Genomic DNA, 19,514 nt, shown 5'->3' with positions numbered 1-19,514 from the left:
TATTCTAAGTGTAAACTTTTTACCCGAAAAAAAGAAGGAATAAGCTATCTCCGATTGAGCATTGACAGTAAAAAACGAAACCCGATACACTTAGACAGGAAAGGGGTTTATTATATGAATAAATCAATCGCTGTATATTGGCGAATGACACGACCGCATACACTGACGGCGAGTTTTGTACCTGTCGTTGTCGGAACAGCCATCGTCGCACCACGAATCGAGTCGTTGCGGATGGATCTGTTTTTTGCGATGTTGATCGCGTCGATGCTGATTCAGATTGCTACGAACTTATTTAATGAATATTATGACTATAAACGTGGACTCGACACGGAAGAGTCAGTCGGGATTGGAGGATCCATCGTTCGGGACGGATTTAAACCGGGGACGATTTTAGCATTCGCTTTGTCGCTCTATGCCATCTCGGCCTTACTCGGTATTTATCTTTGTCTGGAGACCACGTGGTGGTTGCTCTTGATCGGCATCATTTCGATGTTCGTCGGTTATATTTATACGGGAGGACCGTTACCGATTGCCTATACGCCGTTTGGGGAGGTCGTCGCCGGTTTCTTCATGGGGTATGTCATCATTGCGATTTCCGCCTATCTGCAAATCGGTTATGTCCCGACAGAAGCAGTCGCCATCTCGATTCCGGTCGCCATCTTGATCGGTTCCATCTTACTCGCAAACAACATCCGCGATTTGGATAACGACAAGGTGAATGGAAGAAAAACGATTGCGTGTCTTGTCGGTCATCAAAAAGCTGTTTATGTCTTGATTGGCTTTTTCGCTGCTGCGGTTCTGTCCTTGATGGCTGCAGTGATGATTTTTAATGTCACCTGGTGGGCATTGCTTGCTCTCTTAAGCATTCCGTTGATGATCAAAGCCGTGAAATTGTTCTGGCGGGATTTACCGCCGCAGGAACTGATGCCGGGAATGGCGCAAACGGGCAAGGTCAATACGATTTTTGGTCTGTTGCTTGCAATCAGCTTAACGATTTCCAACTTATAATGAAAACTCTGAAAACCTTTTTCCTGAAACGGAAAGAGGTTTTTTTCGTGCTCATCGTCTGATTCGATTGGTTGTAACGCATTTGAAATTTTACTATAATTGAAGCAATGTGCCTGAAACGTTCATGCAACATCAGGGTTCATGAAATTTTTTTAGAGGTGGAACAGAAATGAATAAAATTGCGGTAATCGGGAAAGTATTCGTCGACATAAAAGGAACTTCGTTCGCTCCCTTGCATAAGGATGCCAAAAACGTCGGGGACATCAGCTTTTCGAACGGTGGTACGGGTCGGAATGTGGCGCAGAATCTTGCTGTCCTTGGAAATGATGTTCGCTTTATCTCGACGGTTACGAACGACCAGATTGGTGTAGGAGTTCTCGAAGAACTGAAATCATACGGAGCAAACGTTGATCATGTAGAAATGCTGGAAGACCATGGTATGGGCATGTGGCTTGCGGTAATGGATAACGAAGGAGATCTGCAAACATCGATTTCGAAGCAACCAGATGCTAAGTTGTTGGAAGAAGCGATTCTTCGTCAATCGGTCTATGCCTTGGATGGGGTAGACGCGGTGGCAATCGATTTGGACTTATCCGTTACAGTCCTCGAACGTTTGATTCATCTCTGTCGCAAAATGGAATTACCGCTGTACGGCGTATGTGGTCACCTCAGCGTCATCGAACGAAACCGGCACTTGCTGCAAGGATTCACAGGATTCATCTGCAGTCGGGAAGAAGCCGAAATCTTATCTGACTTGTCGATTGTGACGGTCGAGGATGCGATTCATGTTGCAAACGAACTGGCGAAAAAAGGAGCACCGTTTACGGTCGTCACGATGAGCGAACTCGGTGCCGTTTACGTCGACCGTCGCACGGCGACGTCGGGCCATGTCGGAACAAAAAAAGTGAAAGTAGTGGACTCAACAGGTGCGGGGGATTCGTTCTTTTCCGCTGTACTCTCCGAACTGACGGACTCGAAACAAGCAGAGGACGCCTTGAAGCTCGGTATGAAGGTTGCCGCACAAGTCATCGCATCGACGGAAAATGGATTGATTCCTGAAATGCTGGAGACGATTCGTTGAGTCCTCAAATCATCATGTGATGGGAGACAACGCAATGCCAATTCAACGAAGTGCCATTATCTTAATCAATGAAGCGGATGAAGTCGCCTTGATTCGCCGGGATAAACCCGGTCAAACCTACTATGTGTTTCCGGGTGGCGGGGTAGAGACGGGCGCGACGCTCGAAGAAACCGCGATTCGGGAAGCGCATGAAGAGTTGGGAGTAGACGTCCAACTCGAAGGAATCGCGGCGGTTGTAAAGTTCAACGGACTCGATAATCCGTATTACTGGGCGAAGATGACAGGCGGCGTATTCGGGACCGGAACAGGTGAAGAGTTCGAGGATGATTCTTCCGGTTATACGCCACTCTGGATCAGCCGGAAGGAATTGTCGGATTTACCGGTCCGACCGGCAACACTTGTCCGGGAATTGACGGCCATGACAGAACGATTCTACGATATCCAGCTGGAGGATAATTGAGGTTTTAGTTAAAACAAACAGGGAAAAAGTATATTAAGACAATGAGGTGGTCCTGGACTGCCTCTTTTTTATGAAGGAGAGATGACGATGGCGCATACGCGGGACACTAAAGGTTTAGTACTTAATTTGAAGCAACGCATGTCTGATCACAACATTACGGACTATGCGGGTACGTTGGCATATTACTGGTTCTTATCCATTTTTCCAGGCATTATTTTTGTTATTTCGGTATTATCTTTCTTTGATATTGACCAGCAGACGCTTGAATCACAAATTCGTGATCTGGCACCGGGTGGATCGGTCAACACCTTTACGGATGTCATCTTCCAAGCAATCAAAGAACCGCAGGGAGGTCTCTTGTCAATCGGGGCAATCCTTGCGATCTGGTCGGCTTCTAAAGGGGTAGATCGTCTGATTACGACAGCAAACCATGCTTACGGAGATTTTTCACCACGTGGATTTGTCGCAGCGCGAGGAATTGCTTTGGTGTTAACGATCATTCTCGGAATCGGGATGTTGTTACTGATCGTGTTAAACGTTTTGGGCGGACCGATCATCAGTTATCTGGCCAATTTTGTCCTCCCGATTGATATGGGACAGAAAATCCTGTTGACCGTGTTACGGTATACGATTTCAACCATCTTGTTGATTTTTATCCTCTCAATCTTTTACCGGGTCGCACCTAAACGACCGATTACCTTTAAACAAGCGATTCCTGGTGCCGTGTTTGGCGTTATCGTCTGGCAGCTCTTATCAGTCGGTTTTGGTTTTTACGTATCGAACTTCTCCAATTACAATCAGACGTACGGATCACTTGGTAGTGTCGTCATCGTCTTATTGTGGTTATACTTTACCGGATTGATCATCTTACTGGGTTCGGAGCTCAATGCTTCGTGGGAACGTTTTATGAAAAAGGCGGATCCGAAAAAGATGGAAGAAAAACGTCTGAAAGAACAAGCGGATCTGGATTCGATTCCGACCAATACGTTTGGTTAAGAGACGCTTCAACGACTGCTCACAAAAAAGCATCCGACATCGGTTTATCGATGGCGGATGCTTTTTTGTATTAAGCCGCTGCTTGTTTGGAAAACGAAGCAGGGGCGTGTGGAAGCGGTGTATCTTTTTGTAAAAGTCGTAATCCGTTGAGGATGACTAAAATCGTCGATCCTTCATGACCTACGACAGCAAACGGCATGATCAGGAATTGTGAAAAATTCGAGATGATCAACAGGAGGATGACACTGATGGCAAGCGTGATGTTCTGTTTGACGACACGGTTCATCTTGCGTGCTTTATTGACCGCGTATGCTAAACGGCCTAAATCGTTTTTCATCAGCACGACGTCTGCCGTTTCGAGTGCTGCATCTGTTCCTTCACCCATTGCAATTCCGACGTGAGCAAGTGCCAAGGCAGGGGCATCATTGATGCCGTCCCCAACCATCGCGACTGTTTTTCCGTCCGTTTGATATTGCTTGATGTAACGGACTTTATCTTCCGGCAGACATTCTGCGACGTAATCGCTTAATCCGGCTTCTTTGGCGATGGCAGCGGCAGTGACCGGATTGTCTCCCGTCAACATGATCGTCGTGATACCGAGTGAATTGAGGGAAGTGATGGCTGCCTTCGCTTCCGGACGAATCGTATCCCGTAAGGCATACAGGGCGATGATCGATTCCCCGTTGCTGACGTAGACCATCGTGTTGCCTTGCTCTTTTAACGACTGCTCCATGGAAGCAAACGGATCATGTAATCCTTCATGGAAGGCATATTTACCGATCCGGTAGGTGATGCCGGACACGGTCGCTTCAATCCCGAACCCTGTAACGTCCTTGAAGGCGGAAGGCTCAATGACATCGGCTTTTAAATGGGTCACGATCGCTTGCGCCAATGGATGGTTGGATTGGGCTTCAATCGATGCGACGGCTTGTTTTAAAGTGACGGAATCGATTCCGTCAGCGTAATGGCTTTCTGTCACGATCGGTTTGCCTGTCGTGAGTGTCCCCGTTTTATCAAAGACGATTGTATCGACTTGACCAAGCGTCTCGATGTGCGCCCCACCTTTGAACAAGACACCGTTGCGGGCAGAAGCAGCGATGGCGGATAAGGCGGCTGGAGTGATGGAAGCGACAAGGGCACAAGGTGAAGCTACGACAAGTAAAATCATTGCCCGGTAGATGCTTGTCTCAAACGACCAACCGACGACATAGTGGGGAACGACCATCATCAGCGCGACGACGAGTAAGACAATTTTGACGTAACGACTTTCGAACCGTTCAATGAACTGGGCGGAGGGTGACTGTTCGCTTTGTGCATTTTGTACCATATGGATGATTTTTTGGAACAACGATTCATCAGCCGCTTTTGTCATTTCAATCGTCAAGACACCGTTCATATTGACCGTTGAATTGTAGACCGTATCACCGGCTTGTTTTTCAACCGGAATGGATTCACCGGTGATCGAGGCTTCTTCAATCGCGGCTTGACCGCGGATGATCGTGCCGTCGACCGGAATGCGTTCACCCGGACGAACGTAGACGATATTTCCGACCGACAACTGTTCAAGGCCAACCACTTCGAGTTTCCCGTCGGCATTTAACCGGGTTGCTTCTTCCGGTTGCAAGGACATCAAACTTTGAAGAGCACGTTCATTTTTGTTCATTGTGTAAGTCTCGAGGGCGCCGGACAGGGCGAAGATGAAAATTAAGATCGCGCCTTCCATCCAGTAACCGATGGCCGCTGCCCCAATCGCTGCTAAAATCATCAACAATTCGACGTTCAGCGTTTTATCCTGATAGGTTTCGGTTAATCCTTCTTTTGCTTTCGCATATCCGCCGATGACGTAAGCGGAAAGATAAAGCGTGACATACGCTGCAGCGGGTACACTTACTTTTTCGAGGGTGTAAGCAATTAAAATCAATATTCCGCTAAAGAGTGCTAAAATCAATTCGTGATGTTCTTCCCAAGCATGACGAACAGCAGATCGTTGCTGGATATCGGTAGTAGTAGAGGTAGTCATATAAAAACTCCTTTCAAGTTCTAAATGAGAAATGAAATCACTATATCAAAACAATGAGAATGTTTATTACCAACGTTTCCTCATCAATGATAATGAGTTTCATTGTCGCTAGATTATAATAATTATTATCTGTAGACTAACTATACCATGCCCAAGCAAAAAGGAACAGGAAAGGAAACAGCAAAAATGAAAAAAATATTGACCGATCGATTTGGTATGGTTGCCCTCGCATTAGTGACGACCTTCCTCTGGGGAAGTGCCTTTCCCTTCATTAAAAAAAGTTATGACTTGCTCGCAATCGCCTCGACAGAATATGGGGAGCAACTCTTGTTTGCGAGTTACCGCTTCTTTTTAGCCGGTGTCCTATTGCTGATTGTCAGTGTGTTGGTGTTTAAACAACCCATCACGTTAAAAAATCGGACGCTTGCTTACAGCCGTCTGGGTTTCTTCCTGACTTTTCTTCAATATGTCTTTTTCTATATCGGCCTTTCATTGTCGACCGGGGTGCAGGGATCGATCATCGCAGGATCGACTTCCTTCTTTCAAATGTTGCTCGCACATTTCCGTTATGAAGATGACCGGTTGAATCGATTTAAGGGCCTGGCTTTGTTTTTAGGGTTCACAGGGGTCATCCTGGCGAACTGGCCGCAAGGGTCAGCCGGTGTAACGTTTGGCGTCGGAGAGATTTTACTGATTTTAGCGATGATTTCCGGTGCTTTCGGGAATTTGGTCGCAAAGGAATATTCAGCGAGTTATCCGGTCGCGCCGATGACCGGTTGGGCGATGGTCATTGGATCAATTGGCTTATTCATCGTCGGTGCGGTAATGAACGGGGAGTGGTTCCCGTTTACCTTCACGAGTACGTCGGCATGGATGCTGCTGTATTTGGCATTTTTGTCAGCGACCGGTTTCACATTGTGGAACTTGCTGATGAAATATAATCCAGTCAGTCGTGTTTCTTTGTTCATGTTTTTTGTCCCGATTTTCGGCGTGACGTTGTCGGCGCTGATTCTCGGTGAATCGATTCCACCGCAGGCGTTCATCGGTTTATTGTTTGTCGTCGCCGGTATTTTGGTTTCGACTTATCTTCCGGTTTGGTTTCAAAAGCGGAGTTGACGAAGATTCTGAATCGTGCAAAAATAGTCTCAATCAATCTGTTATTTTTAATCGTTTGTTGCTTAAGCCGACTTGTTCGGCTTTTTCTGTACGGTCATAAACCACCGATTCGGCCTTGCCAAAAAGGCTAGTGCAACCAAAAAACGAGAGGAGATGAGAGAAGTGGAACGGAATGAGATCGTTCGAAAGATCATTGCCAATCGTCGTCCACGCGATGAGTTTGCTCGGTTCGTCGTTACCTGTGTCAGTCAACAATTAAAGGAAACACATGGGGACGTCGATGTGGAAATCGTTGAGGCAGAAAGAGGGTACGATTCAGTTTGGTCAATCAACGGTCGAGAGGTCGTCGTCTTGCTGGAAACAGAAGAGTTGAAGCGTGCAAAAGAACAACCCTATGCAATCGACGATAAGCTCTGGCATAGTTTTCGGCAGGTCGGAATCGTAAAATAAACGTACGGTTTCAACGTGATCCGTAGACGGAAAAAGACAAAGACGGTCGTTCCACGATAAGGAACGACCGTCTTTGTCTGTAGTTAAGGTAACACCGGCTTAGAACGAAACAGAAGGTAGGCGAGAGTCGCGAGAACCAGTACAAACAAGCTGAAATAAAAGCTTGGGGGTAACGCGACGAACAGACTCCCTGAAATCGGTCCAAGTATCGATCCGAGACTGAAGGAGATGCCGGCAAGCAAGTTCCCGGTCGGCAGTAAATGATTCGGAAGTTGTTCCGTCATATAAGCGACGCCAAGCGAATAGGTCGATCCGAGGGCCATTCCGCTAATCGCAAAAATCGTGAACAAGGCGCCGTAACTTTGAAACAGAAAACAGGCAATTAAAAAAGCGACGCTTCCAATACTGAGGACGGTGATCAGCGTGTTCCGTTTTCCGAAGTGATCCGCCAATCGACCGAGCGGCAGCTGCATCAATAAAGAGCTGACGACGAAAGTCGTAATTAACGTACTCGTCTGTGATAGTTCGTAGCCGTTTCGTGTCGCAAAAACAGGGAAACTTGCATTTAACGTTGCTTCCAAAAAGCCGTACGTGAATCCCGGCAATAATGTAAACCAGGCACTCGTCAAGACGAGCCGGTAGCGAGATGCGGCAGATTGGAGTTCTTCCGGCATGATATCGGATGGTTTTTCATTCGGCATTTGCCGCAAGAAAATCAAAACGAGCACAGTCAATGTCCCTGTCAAGACGAAAGGAAGCCAGTCGATGACATCAACAAGCGGTGCAGCGAGCGGACCAAGGGCGAAACCGAGTCCGAATGCCATCCCGTACAAGGACATCGTGCGTCCGAGTCTGTCATTTGGTGTGATTGAAGTGATCCAGACCTGTGATCCGTAATGAAGCGTCTGGTCACCAAAACCAACGACGAACCGTAACACCATCCAAGCAAGGACACTTGGAATCAGGGGAAAAGCAAAGACGGCGACAGCGACTAGCACCAGTCCGAAGGAAATGACCGGGACGTAACCGTGACGACGCAACGGCTTTTCCATCAATGGCGCGGCGACGATGACACCGATGTAGAGAACAGCAGCACTTAATCCATTTATGTAAGCGGGTGTTCCTTGACGTTCAAGCAAAATTGAAAGCAACGGGATGAGTAGTCCTTGGGTAAAACCGGAAATGAAGACGATTGAAAGAATCAGAGCAAAACGACGTGACACAACAAACAACTGCCTTTCTTTTTTATTAAGCATAACATGCCCCGGATGTACCTCTGTACACCGGGGCATGTTCATTTTATTGATCTTTTTGTTCGAACCGTGTCGGACGTGGCATATGCAAGAGATGTTCGTCCCAATCCGTTTGATCGAACACTTCGTCGTGTTCAATACTGTGAGACGCACGAATGCCGATCATCATGATTCCGAGTACCATGCTGAACATTCCAATAATCGCAACAATCCCAACGAGCCATTCCATTTTTGAAACCCCCTTCGAACAAGGAAAGTGTGTCAACTTTGTGACAGACTTTTCCCGTTTTCAAAGAGACTCAAACCTGATCAGAGGCGGCTGGATTGTTTGAGGAAGTCTACTTCCGGATAATACGCATTTTTGACAAGTGCGTTTGGACCGAGGCATTGAACGGCCGGACAGTGACAGGACAAGCTTTGATTCAGTTCCGTTTGGCGCCACATCGCGTAGGCATCATTAAAGGATGTCTCATGAATCGTTCCGAGTGAGGCGAGTTCGTCTCCAAAGTCCGTGACGATGATTTCTCCGTCGAAGATGTTGACGTTAAGCCGCGAACGACCGTCGGGATCGTTTCGGACGGAGACGTTCGTTTCGCTTTGAAGACGGCGATGGAGCGTTAAATCGTCTTCTTTCATGGAGCAGGCATAAAACGGCAGCGTTCCAAACAGCATCCAGACGTTTTTGTCACGGGCATCCAGTAGACGGTGGATGCCGTCACGGATTTCATCGAGACTGGCGGCTTCGATCATCGACGCGAAATCTGCCGGGTACATCGGGTGCACTTCATGCCGGACACAACCCATGTCGACGATTTCCTGATGAATGGCTTCGAGGTGCGGTAACGTCCGCTTGTTGATCATCGTTTCGGCGGAGACGAGGACACCACGCGCGTTCAGGATTCGTGCATTTTCTTTCATCTGTTCAAACAGTTTTGTCCGGGCTTCACGAGAGGGTTTACGCTCCATCATGGCGAAACCACCATCGATGAAGTCATCGGCTGTTCCCCAGTTATGTGAGATATGCAAAACATCCAGATAAGGGATGATCAATTCATATCGTGAGAGGGGAAGTGTTAAATTTGAGTTGATTTGGGTTTTAGCCCCGCGTTCGTGGGCATACTTAAGTAGAGGGACAACGTATTCCTTAACCGATTTCATCGACAGCATCGGTTCCCCGCCTGTAATCGAGAAGGCGCGGAGATGTTCGATCTCATCCAGTCTTTTGATGAGGAGTTCGACGGGAATGGTAGGTGTTTCGCTGTTCGATAACATGTATCCGACGGCGCAGTGTTCACAGCGCATATTACAAAGGGTCGTGGTCGTGACTTCGATATTAGTCAGTCTGGAGTGCCCGTACTGTTCGATATCGCGGTATGCTTCCCACGGATCGTTCTCGATGGTGATGGGTGATTTTAATGACATGATCATATTCCTCCTTTTAGTGCTCCATTATGTATCGTATGCTAAATGAACGATGGAAGAAAGAAGAAGAAGGGAAGTCAGAATAATGGGAAAAGCAAGAACTGATAAACTTGGGCAGATGAATGTGCTAAAATCAAGAATGCAGCTTTTATGCCATACGATTGATTCATTGGATGAAACATCAGATATTGAGGACTTGGAACGTTTAGCCGCTTCCTTGGATCAGTTGAAAGCCAAGGTGCTTCGTTATGCAAAAGATATGAAGGAACATGAGGAATCAGAAAGCGGTTCGTAAAGACCGCTTTTTGATTTGGATCATGGAAAGGATGGATCAGATGACAACAAAAATTAAATTACAGGTAGGCGAAACACGTTCCGTGACTTGCTTACGCATGGGGATTAACGGTGAAGGGATTGCAACACTGGAACGACAAATCGTCTTTATACCAGGTCTGCTTGTCGGTGAAACCGCTCAAATCGAAATTACAGAAATTCATAATAACTTTGCCAATGCTAAAATCCTCAAGCGGGATGTCCGTTCACCGGATCGTGTGACGCCGTTATGTCCGATCTACAGCCAATGCGGGGGATGTCAGCTTCAGCACATGAGCTACGAAGGACAACTCCGGTACAAAGAAGAGATGTTACGGAACGCCTTTACCAAATCAACGAAGCTCAATGTTGAAAAGGCGGATATCCGTAAGACGATCGGTACGACAGAATGGGAATACCGTAACAAGTCACAATTCGCCGTCGGAAAAGAAGGCAACCAAATCGTCAGTGGTCTGTACTCCGCAAACTCAAACCGTTTAGTGGCGATTGATGAGTGTGTAGTGCAAAACAAAGAGACGTTACGTGTCAACAATGCGGTCACGCAATTGTTGAACGACTACAATGTACCGGTTTACAGTTCATCCAAACAAGATGGTGTCATCCGTAACATCGTCGTGCGGACGGGAATCAAAACAGGTGAAATTCAAGTGGTCTTAGTGGCGTTCAAGGACGGATTCAAGGATCTTGAAGGATTGTCCCGTGATATCTATGACATTCCCGGTGTCATCTCAGTCGCCTTGAACATCAACGATAAATTAACATCACGCGTGTTTGGGGAACAAACAGAAATCCTCCGCGGCGTGGAACGGATTGAGGAACAGATGGGTGAATTCACATATCAACTGTCACCACGGGCGTTCTTCCAGTTAAACCCGGAACAAGCGGAGCGGATGTATGGAGAAGTCGTGAAAGCAGCTGCCTTGACGGGTGAAGAACGTGTTGTTGATGCATACGCGGGTGTTGGATCGATTGGTCTTTGGGTGGCGAGCGGAGCAAAAGAAGTCCGTGGAATGGAAATCGTCGAAGAAGCCGTCGAAGATGCGACAGCCCATATGAAACAGTATGGTTTTAATCATGCCCATTATGTGGTCGGGAAAGCAGAAGCCTGGATTCCACGTTGGGTAAAAGAGGGATGGGTACCTGATGTCTTCATCGTCGATCCACCACGTGCCGGATGTGACACACAGTTATTAAATGCGATGATTTCTTCTAAAGCGAAAAAAATCATCTATGTCTCGTGTAATCCACAATCACTGGCACGGGATTGTGATCATTTGATGAAAGCCGACTACAAAGTCAGCTACATTCAACCGTATGATATGTTCCCTCAAACGGCGCATGTCGAAGCAATCGTCGTCTTGGAAAAAAAGAAAAAGAAGAAATTTTAATGAAAATGCCTCATTCCTCTTTAAAAGGAATGAGGCATTTTTTTAGGTTTGTTGGAGCCAATTTTGATCTTGTTCCTGAAAACGGCGTTTTAGATCCGCGACACGTGCCGTCGACAAGGGACCTTGTTCGAGCAAACGGACGTTACGAATTAGATGTTCCGGATTCGCCGTGCCAATGATGGCACTCGTGATTCCGGGCTCAAAGACTGTAAAACGAAGAGCTGTCTCAAGCCAGGACGATTCCTCAAGCGGGAAGTCAAGTTGCTCTGCCCGCTCCCAGTAAGGCTCGACATATTGTCCGACCGGTCGTGTGTCAAACCGCCAAGGGGCGTTGGCAATCGGTCGTTTGGCGATGATTCCTTTTTGTTGCCGGTGAATCTCCGGTACGGCATCAGCCAATACCCGTTGATCGTAAAGGTTGACCGACGTTTGAAAACTGTCGAAGCGTCCGGTTTTGACGGCGTAATCCAAGTCATCTCGATCGCCTGAATAAGCAATCAGCCGGACTTTTCCTGCCTGTTTTGCCCGTTCCAGCGCCTCGATGACGTCGTCTTGCGCGAGTATTTCCTTGCTGCAAGAGTGAAGGTGGATAATATCGATGAAGTCCGTCTGCATCGTTAAGAGTGCTTGATCGATTCCGCCGGCGACAGCTTGAAAGGTCCAATCCTTTGCACCGGGTACATCGTATCCGACCTTCGTTGACAGGACGACGTCATGGCGACGTTGTTTTAAGAAGTGACCGAGTCGTTTCTCGGATAAGCCGTAGCCGCGCGCCGTATCAAACAGGCGGATGCCCAGGTCCAAGGCTTGGTGCAAGACCCGGCTTGCTTCCTGATCCGATAAAGCGTCGGAACCGATGTGACCGGCACCAAAGCCGAGCGGGGAGACTTGAATATCGGTCTGACCAAATGAACGTAATTCCATGCTCTTTTCCTCCTTTGTGTACTTCTCTACACTAAACGAAGAAAACGGTTGCATCAATCGTTAACCCCTGATTGTTGTCGTCGCTTCTTCCACCAATAAAACAGGTAGCAGATTAGGAACAGACCGACAATCAGCCAAGGGATGAGCGAGTCACGCTGAATCAATTCGTTGACGGCAAACGCTTCAAGTAGGAGGGCCGGTACTTTCCCGATCGTACTGGCGCTCAAAAACACAAGCGCCGAGACACCGCTTGTCGCACTCAAGAACGTGACCAGTCCGGACGGGGCAAACGGCAGCAGCCGTAAAAAGAGGATTGACCAAAAGGCGTCCCATCCCGTCTGTTTCGTCAATTTATCGAGCCATTTCAAGACAAGGGGTGACTGAATCAGCGGCTCGATCTGCCGGAAACCCCGACGGTAAACGTAAAACGCGATCCCGGCACCTAGAGCCTCTCCGAGAAAGGACAACAGAAGCCCTTCCCAAAAGCCAAAATAAAGCAGATTGGCGGCAGTGATGAATGCACTGGGCAACACACCAAACAAACTAACGAGTATGCTGACCAACAGACTGATCGGTACAGAAAATGTATCGGCTTGCTCCAGCCAATGAAGAAATGTCGCTTCGATAGTAAAACGTCCTTTCTGAGAAATTCAAAAAACCAAACCGGCGGCAATCAACCGGTTTGGTCAACGTGGATCAAGCGAATCCATCTTCTTCGTCCGGCAGCAACGGTAATATGATTTGGACCGTCGTTCCTTCACCGAGCGCCGATTCAAAGGAAATGGTTCCGTCATGCCGATCGATGATATGTTTTGTGATGGCGAGACCGAGACCGGTTCCGCCGTCTTTGCGGGTCCGTGATTTATCGACCCGGTAAAACCGTTTCGTCAATCGTTCCAGATGTTCAGGCGGAATGCCTTCCCCTTCGTCCCGAATCGTGCAGACCGTCCGTTCATCGTCCGTTTTGGTCGAGAGATAGATGTTTTTGGAAGCCGGCGTATATCGTAAGGCATTATCCAAAATATTTCCGATGACTTGTTCCAGTCGGTCATTATCTCCGAGGACAATCTGACTTGGATCAAAATCCGTGATGATCGATACGCCTTTTGTTTTAGCAATCGGTTCCATGCGGTAGACGACATCTTCAAGCACTTGGCTGAAGACGAGCGGCTGTTTCGTCATCGGATAAGAATCCCGTTCCAGTTGAGCCAGATCCAGTAAATCATTGACGAGCCGTTGCAAGCGTTCCGTTTCCCGTTCGATGATTTGATAATATTGATCACGCGTTTTGTCATCGAGTGCTTGATCTTGCATCATTTCGGTATAGCCCCGGATGTAGGAGAGGGGGGTCCGTAATTCATGGCTGACATTAGCCAAGAATTCTTTGCGTTGTTCATCCACTTCACCGAGTGATTCCGCCATCTTGTTTAACGTTTCCGCCAGCTCGCCGATTTCATCGTCGGATTGGATCGGAATCCGGTAATCAAAATCACCTTGTGCATACACCGTCGAAGCCCGTTTCATATCGATCAGCGGGCGGATGATCGTATCGATGATCTGGCGTCCAAAGATGACGAGATTGAGGACAATCAAGCCGATCATGAAGAAAATCATCAAGCGGAGCGGACGGAACGGTTCACTGATTTGACCCAGTTCAAGATACAGAATCAGTGTTCCGACAAGACGGTTATTTTCGATGATCGGAAAACCTGTCATGAGAATGTCCGACCCTTCGATCGGGTGCATCCGGCTTGAAACGACCGTTTCGCCGTTCCGTAACTGTTCAATATCCGCATTCGTCAAGAAGCGTAGACCGGCCGGATTTTTCTTCAGAAAGTCGATGAAAAAAACTTTCGATTCGGTCAATTCGTTCGTATAGGTCATGCCATCGTAAAAGGCGCCGGACAAGCCTTCCGATTCATAGATGTTAATCAACTTTTCCCCGCGGTTCAGCAGAAGATCTTCCTGCGTTTGTAAATAAAAGCGGTCATACAAGTAAAATGTCAGCAACACGAACAAAATGGCTGAGAACACGCTTGTAAACCAAATCGTAATCCAAATCCGGCGACGGATGGTATACCGTTTAATCATACTTCCTCGAACTTATACCCGATACCCCAGACGGTCTGAATCGAGCCACCAGCCTCACCGAGCTTGAGGCGGAGTGTTTTGATGTGGGTATCGACTGTCCGAAGATTTCCGATATAATCCGCACCCCAGATTTGGTCGAGCAGTTGTTCACGCGAAAAAACTTTGTCGTTGTTTTGGACAAACAGGTGGAGCAAATCAAATTCCTTCCGTGTCAAACTGATGGGCTTTCCGCTGACATGGACACTCCGGCTTTCCGTATCCAGCTCAAGTTTTCCGATCGTCAACGTGGCCGATTGATCGACCGTAAAACGATGCGAACGGCGCAGGGTCGCTTCGATCCGTGCCAACAACTCCCGTGGACTGAACGGTTTGGTGATGTAATCATCAGCTCCGATTTTTAAACCGTGAATCCGATCGAGCTCGTCGGAACGTGCCGTCAGCATGATGATCGGGACATTCGAAAATTCACGGATTCGCATACAAGCGGTTAATCCGTCCATTTCCGGCATCATGACATCGAGTAACACAAGATGAAACGTATCTTGCTGCATTTGGTCAAGGGCTTCTTGACCGTTTGAAGCGGTCGTCGTGTGGTAGTTTTCTTTTTGAAGGTTTGAGACAAGCAGGTCACGCATTTGTGCTTCATCGTCTACAACCAGTATTTTAAAGGATTGTTCCGGCATCAGTAATCGCTCCATTTCATATAGGAAGACGTTGCATCCTCTTCCAAAAGATGAATTTTCCTTATCATCATACCATTTGAAGGTTTCGTTCCGCATCAACGAACAGTAAAAAAGCACAAGAGGACAGGTCCTCTCATGCTTCGAGTTGTTGTTCGTAGACGGTTTCGAATTCGCGTCCGTGGATATACATTTGAAAACTTGATTTCGAGACTTCATACAGGGTGAACTGGGTTTCTCCCGTGTTCAACTGTTCGAGTAAGGTTGGGCGCAATTCATCCGCACAAAAGGCGTACGGCAACTTTTCCGCTGCTTTTTGAGAACGGATGTTGGTCTTGCGGATTTTCATGAAGACACTTTCGAATTCGAGGTCAAAAAATAATTCCGCAAAAAAGGCTTCCTTTGCGAGATTGTTGTACCCTTTCCCATGATACGGTTTACCTAACCATGTACCGAGAAACCCATACTGTCCTTCGATATCGAGTAAACTGATTGTACCGATTGGTTGGTCAAATTCGTCTAGGATCGTGCGGGAGACCAGTTCTCCGCGCTCTTCCTCTTCGATTGCCTGCTTTGTAGTAAACAGAAATTCATCAAAGTACCGTGTTTTTTGGCGGACGTACGGATATACGTCTTGATGCTGCATCAGTTCGAACAAATCAGCGCAGTCGCTCAGCTCCCGTTGCTTGAGCATACTTCCATTCCTCCTTCTTAAGACCGCTAGAATGATTGTCGAAAGCTACCTGTCTGACTCGTTTGAACCGCGCATGGTATGCCTTCTTCAGTTGTCGGATAAGATAATATTACCTTCTTTTTTTAAAAAAGCAAGTAAATAATTTTTGTGAAAAAACATACAAAAACAAGACATTTCCTGCAAACAAAAAGGGACGGTTTTCACAAAGAAAAAAGCCTTTGCATTTCAACGGATTTCCGTTAAAATCAAAGGCTTTTTTTAAGACATGGACGTCAGGTGTGGATGTTCAAAAATGACTTTTCCGTCGATCATCGTCATGAGCGGCTTCGCCAGATAATCGAGCGGGAAGTGACTCCAGAGAACGAGGTCGGCATCTTTTCCCGGTTCGATTGAGCCGACCCGATCGTCAACACCAATGGAACGGGCCGGATTGATCGTAATGGCGCGAAGGGCGATGTCGACCGGCAAGCCCTCGCGTGCTGCCAGTCCTGCACATAAGTTTAAGTACTGAACGGGTGTGTACGGATGATCCGTCGTGATCGAAATCTCCAACCCGTGTTCATGAAGGACCCGATATGTTTCCCAGGTTTTGTTCTTCAGTTCGATTTTTGACTTTCGGGTAAACGTCGGACCAACCGTGACATGTTCGATCGGCAATTGTTGCAACTCTTCTGCGACGAGATGACCTTCTGTACAGTGCTCGATCCGGACATCCAGATCAAACTCTTCCGCAAAGCGAATGGCCGATAAGATATCATCCGCACGGTGTGCATGGACACGGAGCGGCATCTCTCTTTTGAGAACCCGTTCAATCATCCGGTGGGCAAACGTATCTGCCGTCCGTTGCATCTTGACTTCGAGAAACGCTTCCCGCAACATGCCCATGATGCCCATCCGAGTCAATTCACCGGCACGGCCTGCACTATGGACACGCTTTGGATTTTCACCGAGCGCTACTTTCAGTCCGGCATATTTCCGAAGGATCATATCGTCGATGAATCGACCGTGTGTCTTGATGACACTCGTCACGCCGCCGATGATGTTCATACTGCCCGGCATGACTTGAACCGTCGTAATCCCGTGTTCGATCGCTTCCTTGAATCCTTCATCGAGCGGATACACACCGTCGATGGCCCGTAAATGGGGCGTCATCGCGAAAATCGTTTCATTGGCATCATTTCCGACTGTCCCGGTTCCCTCATCGTATAAACCAAGATGCGTATGGGCATCAATGAATCCAGGCAGCAAGAACCGTCCTTCAGCTTCAATGACCCGTTCATCTTCTTTAGCGTCAAGCAACTCACTGATCTCATCAATTTTACCGTTTTTGATTCGGATATCCCCATAAAAACTATCTGATGTAATCGGGAAGATATGTGCATTACGTATTAAAACATCCACCATTTGTCAGCCCCTGTATTAGTTTGTGTGCTCAAGATTCTGTAGCGCATCCTTTAATTCAGCATACCGAAACTTGAAGCCGTTTTCGAGTGCTTTTTTGGGAATGACACGTGCACCTTCGAGCACGATGACGCTTTTTTCTCCAAGAGCAAGCTCAAGCGCAAAGCGTGGGGCAGGTAACCAGTGGGGACGATGTAGTACCTGACCAATCGTTTGACCAAAACGGCGCATCGTCTCCGGATGAGGTGCCGTGATGTTCACCGGTCCGCTGACGGATTCAGTCGTCAAGGCAAACAGGAACAGTTCGACGAGATCATCGATGTGGACCCAAGAAACCCATTGTTTACCGTCGCCCATCGTTCCTCCGCCAAACAGTTTGTACGGCAGTCGCATCAGCGGATAGGCACCGCCGTCCGTACTTAAAACGACACCGATACGTGGATGGACGAGACGAATCCCGAGTTCGGCAATCGGTTCAGCAAGGTTTTCCCAAGCGACACAGACATGGCTGAGGAAGTCTGCCGTCGGAGGCAACACGGTTTCTTCTGAAAATGTTTGGTGGCGATCCTGACCGTAAATCCCGACGGCAGAAGCCGATAAGACGACAGCGGGTTTGGAATCGAGTGCTTGAATGATCCGGACAAGTTCTTTCGTCGAATCGATCCGACTTTCAAGAATCACGCGTTTCCGCTCTTCCGTCCAACGTCCTTCATTGATCGAAGCGCCGGCTAAGTGGATGAAGGCATCGACATCGTTTAATTCCTGTTCAGGTGCTGCTCCGTCTGTCAACCATTCCACGTAAGAAATGGATCCCGTTGCGGCTTTCGGTGACCGTGTCAGAATTTTAATCTGATGTCCTTCGTTAAGTAATCGTTTTGTTAATGCCTGCCCGATCATTCCGGTTCCGCCTGTAATTGCGATTTTCATAGCTGAAGTCATCCTCTCGTTCTATCTAAATGAATACTTGTACATATGTTCCCGTTTGTCCATTTCACTCAAACCTCATTCAACATGTTATCGTGGAAGAAAGAGAATGAAAAAGGAGGAACAGACTTGAAAATCAAACGGATCTCCACCCAAAAGAAAAATACGGAACGTTTTAATATCTACATTGAGCGGGAGGGCAAAGAAGAATACGCCTTTGCCGTCGATGTCGATATTTTAATCAAATATAATCTACAGCGTGACAAAGAGCTAGACGATGATTTCGTCAAGGAAGTCCTGACGGCGGAAGAACAGCAAAAAGCCTATCGTTTATCCCTCAATCATTTGTCTTACCGGATGCGGGCGACGAGTGAAGTCGAAGCCTACTTGATGGAAAAAGAAACACCGGAGCACGCGGTGAAACATGCCATCAAACGGTTGACCGATCAAAAATACCTGAATGACCAACAGTTTGCCTTGGCATATACGGCAACGAAAAAAGCGACGACGCCGCAAGGTCCCGGAAAGATTCGCCGGGATCTCGAAGCCTTGAAGGTTCCGAAGTCGTATATCGACGAAGCACTCGCGGAGTTTACGGAAGAAGAAGAACTGGAAAAAGTACTGAAATTTCTGCGGCAAAAACAAAAAGAACTGGCGCGAAGATCGGTTCGGGAACTCAAACAAAAATTGCAGCAAACGTTGATGCAACGCGGCTTCTCAACGGAAGTCACAAGACAGGGGCTACAACTTGTTTTTGAAGAGGTCGAAGCGGAAACGGAAGAGTCGGCTGCATTGTATCAAGCCCGGAAGTACTATCCGAAATACCGGAACCTGGAGCCGTTCGCCCGTGTTCAAAAAACACAGCAGGCCCTTGTCCGAAAAGGCTTCCCGTATGCGCTTGTCTCAGAAGCGATTGAGCAGGTGAAACAGGAAGAAGAAGACGGGATTTGACGAAAGGTAAGCCATTTTTTAAAATCTAGACACAAAATTGACAATTGTTCGACAATTATGCTATCCTACGCACAGATTAAGAAAAGGAGGAACCGTCACATGAAACAGCCAATTGTTATCACATCCATCCAACAGTTGAATATGGCGGAGACTCTCGAACTCGTATAAACACTCATTCAGTGTGCGATTGACAGGGAATCCGTTTCCCGAGCACGCAGACCATATTGTCGATTCAAATCGTCTTTAGAAAGGCAGATTGATTCCCGGACTGCTCCGGAAATCAGTCTGCCTTTTTTGCGTGCTTGGAAACCAGATAACACCA

General features: G+C 47.5%; 20 protein-coding genes. 9 read left to right on the top strand and 11 right to left on the bottom strand.

Annotated features, from left to right (window positions below):
- Window positions 1–114 precede the first annotated feature (114 nt).
- From KNP87_RS09885 to KNP87_RS09870, 4 genes are all read left to right on the top strand, one after another.
- The gene (locus tag KNP87_RS09885) at window positions 115–1,008 is read left to right on the top strand and encodes a 1,4-dihydroxy-2-naphthoate polyprenyltransferase (protein ID WP_119923739.1); all 894 of its coding nucleotides are present in this window, start codon (window positions 115–117) and stop codon (window positions 1,006–1,008) included.
- Between the two features lie 169 nt (window positions 1,009–1,177).
- On the top strand, window positions 1,178–2,089 hold the full coding sequence (locus tag KNP87_RS09880) for a guanosine-inosine kinase (protein ID WP_026833802.1): 912 nt from the start codon (window positions 1,178–1,180) through the stop codon (window positions 2,087–2,089).
- 34 nt (window positions 2,090–2,123) lie between these two features.
- Window positions 2,124–2,549: an NUDIX hydrolase gene (locus KNP87_RS09875; protein ID WP_026833801.1), complete on the top strand. Its 426-nt coding sequence runs from the start codon at window positions 2,124–2,126 to the stop codon at window positions 2,547–2,549.
- An 87-nt stretch (window positions 2,550–2,636) separates the two neighbouring features.
- A complete protein-coding gene (locus KNP87_RS09870; protein WP_028106890.1) occupies window positions 2,637–3,545 on the top strand; it encodes a YihY/virulence factor BrkB family protein in 909 nt (302 codons plus the stop codon).
- A 70-nt stretch (window positions 3,546–3,615) separates the two neighbouring features.
- Here KNP87_RS09870 and KNP87_RS09865 read toward each other — a convergent pair whose 3' ends face one another.
- Entirely contained in the window at window positions 3,616–5,565 is a 1,950-nt protein-coding gene (locus KNP87_RS09865; RefSeq protein ID WP_026833799.1) for a heavy metal translocating P-type ATPase, read from the bottom strand.
- 186 nt (window positions 5,566–5,751) lie between these two features.
- Between KNP87_RS09865 and KNP87_RS09860 the strand changes: the two genes are divergently transcribed.
- Both KNP87_RS09860 and KNP87_RS09855 read left to right on the top strand, forming a co-directional pair.
- Window positions 5,752–6,681 (top strand): DMT family transporter, encoded by a 930-nt coding sequence (locus KNP87_RS09860; protein WP_026833798.1) that lies wholly within the window; start codon window positions 5,752–5,754, stop codon window positions 6,679–6,681.
- Between the two features lie 162 nt (window positions 6,682–6,843).
- Entirely contained in the window at window positions 6,844–7,131 is a 288-nt protein-coding gene (locus KNP87_RS09855) for a hypothetical protein (protein WP_026833797.1), read from the top strand.
- A gap of 83 nt (window positions 7,132–7,214) precedes the next feature.
- Here the strand turns inward: KNP87_RS09855 and KNP87_RS09850 are convergent, their stop codons facing one another.
- From KNP87_RS09850 to yfkAB, 3 genes are all read right to left on the bottom strand, one after another.
- On the bottom strand, window positions 7,215–8,387 hold the full coding sequence (locus KNP87_RS09850) for an MFS transporter (protein WP_051524884.1): 1,173 nt from the start codon (window positions 8,385–8,387) through the stop codon (window positions 7,215–7,217).
- 43 nt (window positions 8,388–8,430) lie between these two features.
- Window positions 8,431–8,613: a hypothetical protein gene (locus KNP87_RS09845; protein ID WP_026833795.1), complete on the bottom strand. Its 183-nt coding sequence runs from the start codon at window positions 8,611–8,613 to the stop codon at window positions 8,431–8,433.
- An 80-nt stretch (window positions 8,614–8,693) separates the two neighbouring features.
- Entirely contained in the window at window positions 8,694–9,806 is a 1,113-nt protein-coding gene (gene yfkAB, locus KNP87_RS09840; RefSeq protein WP_214721550.1) for a radical SAM/CxCxxxxC motif protein YfkAB, read from the bottom strand.
- 85 nt (window positions 9,807–9,891) lie between these two features.
- Between yfkAB and KNP87_RS09835 the strand changes: the two genes are divergently transcribed.
- Window positions 9,892–10,101, top strand: coding sequence for an SE1561 family protein (locus KNP87_RS09835; RefSeq protein ID WP_026833793.1), 210 nt, complete (start codon window positions 9,892–9,894; stop codon window positions 10,099–10,101).
- A 40-nt stretch (window positions 10,102–10,141) separates the two neighbouring features.
- Window positions 10,142–11,527: a 23S rRNA (uracil(1939)-C(5))-methyltransferase RlmD gene (gene rlmD, locus KNP87_RS09830; RefSeq protein ID WP_026833792.1), complete on the top strand. Its 1,386-nt coding sequence runs from the start codon at window positions 10,142–10,144 to the stop codon at window positions 11,525–11,527.
- A gap of 42 nt (window positions 11,528–11,569) precedes the next feature.
- Here rlmD and KNP87_RS09825 read toward each other — a convergent pair whose 3' ends face one another.
- From KNP87_RS09825 to KNP87_RS09795, 7 genes are all read right to left on the bottom strand, one after another.
- Entirely contained in the window at window positions 11,570–12,451 is an 882-nt protein-coding gene (locus KNP87_RS09825; protein WP_214721549.1) for an aldo/keto reductase, read from the bottom strand.
- A gap of 53 nt (window positions 12,452–12,504) precedes the next feature.
- Window positions 12,505–13,014 (bottom strand): TVP38/TMEM64 family protein, encoded by a 510-nt coding sequence (locus tag KNP87_RS09820; RefSeq protein ID WP_251135538.1) that lies wholly within the window; start codon window positions 13,012–13,014, stop codon window positions 12,505–12,507.
- A 133-nt stretch (window positions 13,015–13,147) separates the two neighbouring features.
- Window positions 13,148–14,542, bottom strand: coding sequence for a sensor histidine kinase (locus KNP87_RS09815; RefSeq protein ID WP_214721548.1), 1,395 nt, complete (start codon window positions 14,540–14,542; stop codon window positions 13,148–13,150).
- Window positions 14,539–15,225 carry a response regulator transcription factor gene (locus KNP87_RS09810; protein ID WP_026833789.1) on the bottom strand — a complete coding sequence of 229 codons (687 nt, stop codon included), beginning with the start codon at window positions 15,223–15,225 and terminating at the stop codon, window positions 14,539–14,541. Before KNP87_RS09810 ends, KNP87_RS09815 begins: the two co-directional genes overlap by 4 nt.
- Window positions 15,226–15,358: 133 nt before the next feature.
- The gene (locus tag KNP87_RS09805; RefSeq protein WP_026829132.1) at window positions 15,359–15,916 is read right to left on the bottom strand and encodes a GNAT family N-acetyltransferase; all 558 of its coding nucleotides are present in this window, start codon (window positions 15,914–15,916) and stop codon (window positions 15,359–15,361) included.
- Window positions 15,917–16,174: 258 nt separating this feature from the next.
- Complete coding sequence (locus KNP87_RS09800; protein ID WP_028106885.1) at window positions 16,175–17,320, bottom strand: amidohydrolase; 1,146 nt, start codon at window positions 17,318–17,320, stop codon at window positions 16,175–16,177.
- 15 nt (window positions 17,321–17,335) lie between these two features.
- A complete protein-coding gene (locus KNP87_RS09795) occupies window positions 17,336–18,244 on the bottom strand; it encodes a TIGR01777 family oxidoreductase (protein ID WP_028106884.1) in 909 nt (302 codons plus the stop codon).
- 126 nt (window positions 18,245–18,370) lie between these two features.
- Between KNP87_RS09795 and KNP87_RS09790 the strand changes: the two genes are divergently transcribed.
- Window positions 18,371–19,192 carry a RecX family transcriptional regulator gene (locus KNP87_RS09790; protein WP_028106883.1) on the top strand — a complete coding sequence of 274 codons (822 nt, stop codon included), beginning with the start codon at window positions 18,371–18,373 and terminating at the stop codon, window positions 19,190–19,192.
- Window positions 19,193–19,514 lie beyond the last annotated feature (322 nt).

The sequence above is a fragment of the Exiguobacterium sp. s192 genome (assembly GCF_018618795.1).
Classification (GTDB): domain Bacteria; phylum Bacillota; class Bacilli; order Exiguobacteriales; family Exiguobacteriaceae; genus Exiguobacterium_A; species Exiguobacterium_A undae.
Note: the sequence above shows the minus strand (reverse complement) of the source record. Positions and strands in the feature narration are given on the sequence as shown.

Bases quoted from the DNA above. Each gene is read 5' to 3' on its own strand.
- KNP87_RS09885 (WP_119923739.1), top strand. From the start codon at position 115: ATGAATAAATCAATCGCTGTATATTGGCGAATGACACGACCGCATACA.
- KNP87_RS09880 (WP_026833802.1), top strand. From the start codon at position 1,178: ATGAATAAAATTGCGGTAATCGGGAAAGTATTCGTCGACATAAAAGGA.
- KNP87_RS09875 (WP_026833801.1), top strand. From the start codon at position 2,124: ATGCCAATTCAACGAAGTGCCATTATCTTAATCAATGAAGCGGATGAA.
- KNP87_RS09870 (WP_028106890.1), top strand. From the start codon at position 2,637: ATGGCGCATACGCGGGACACTAAAGGTTTAGTACTTAATTTGAAGCAA.
- KNP87_RS09865 (WP_026833799.1), bottom strand. From the start codon at position 5,565: ATGACTACCTCTACTACTACCGATATCCAGCAACGATCTGCTGTTCGT.
- KNP87_RS09860 (WP_026833798.1), top strand. From the start codon at position 5,752: ATGAAAAAAATATTGACCGATCGATTTGGTATGGTTGCCCTCGCATTA.
- KNP87_RS09850 (WP_051524884.1), bottom strand. From the start codon at position 8,387: ATGCTTAATAAAAAAGAAAGGCAGTTGTTTGTTGTGTCACGTCGTTTT.
- KNP87_RS09845 (WP_026833795.1), bottom strand. From the start codon at position 8,613: ATGGAATGGCTCGTTGGGATTGTTGCGATTATTGGAATGTTCAGCATG.
- yfkAB (WP_214721550.1), bottom strand. From the start codon at position 9,806: ATGTCATTAAAATCACCCATCACCATCGAGAACGATCCGTGGGAAGCA.
- KNP87_RS09835 (WP_026833793.1), top strand. From the start codon at position 9,892: ATGGGAAAAGCAAGAACTGATAAACTTGGGCAGATGAATGTGCTAAAA.
- rlmD (WP_026833792.1), top strand. From the start codon at position 10,142: ATGACAACAAAAATTAAATTACAGGTAGGCGAAACACGTTCCGTGACT.
- KNP87_RS09825 (WP_214721549.1), bottom strand. From the start codon at position 12,451: ATGGAATTACGTTCATTTGGTCAGACCGATATTCAAGTCTCCCCGCTC.
- KNP87_RS09815 (WP_214721548.1), bottom strand. From the start codon at position 14,542: ATGATTAAACGGTATACCATCCGTCGCCGGATTTGGATTACGATTTGG.
- KNP87_RS09810 (WP_026833789.1), bottom strand. From the start codon at position 15,225: ATGCCGGAACAATCCTTTAAAATACTGGTTGTAGACGATGAAGCACAA.
- KNP87_RS09805 (WP_026829132.1), bottom strand. From the start codon at position 15,916: ATGCTCAAGCAACGGGAGCTGAGCGACTGCGCTGATTTGTTCGAACTG.
- KNP87_RS09800 (WP_028106885.1), bottom strand. From the start codon at position 17,320: ATGGTGGATGTTTTAATACGTAATGCACATATCTTCCCGATTACATCA.
- KNP87_RS09795 (WP_028106884.1), bottom strand. From the start codon at position 18,244: ATGAAAATCGCAATTACAGGCGGAACCGGAATGATCGGGCAGGCATTA.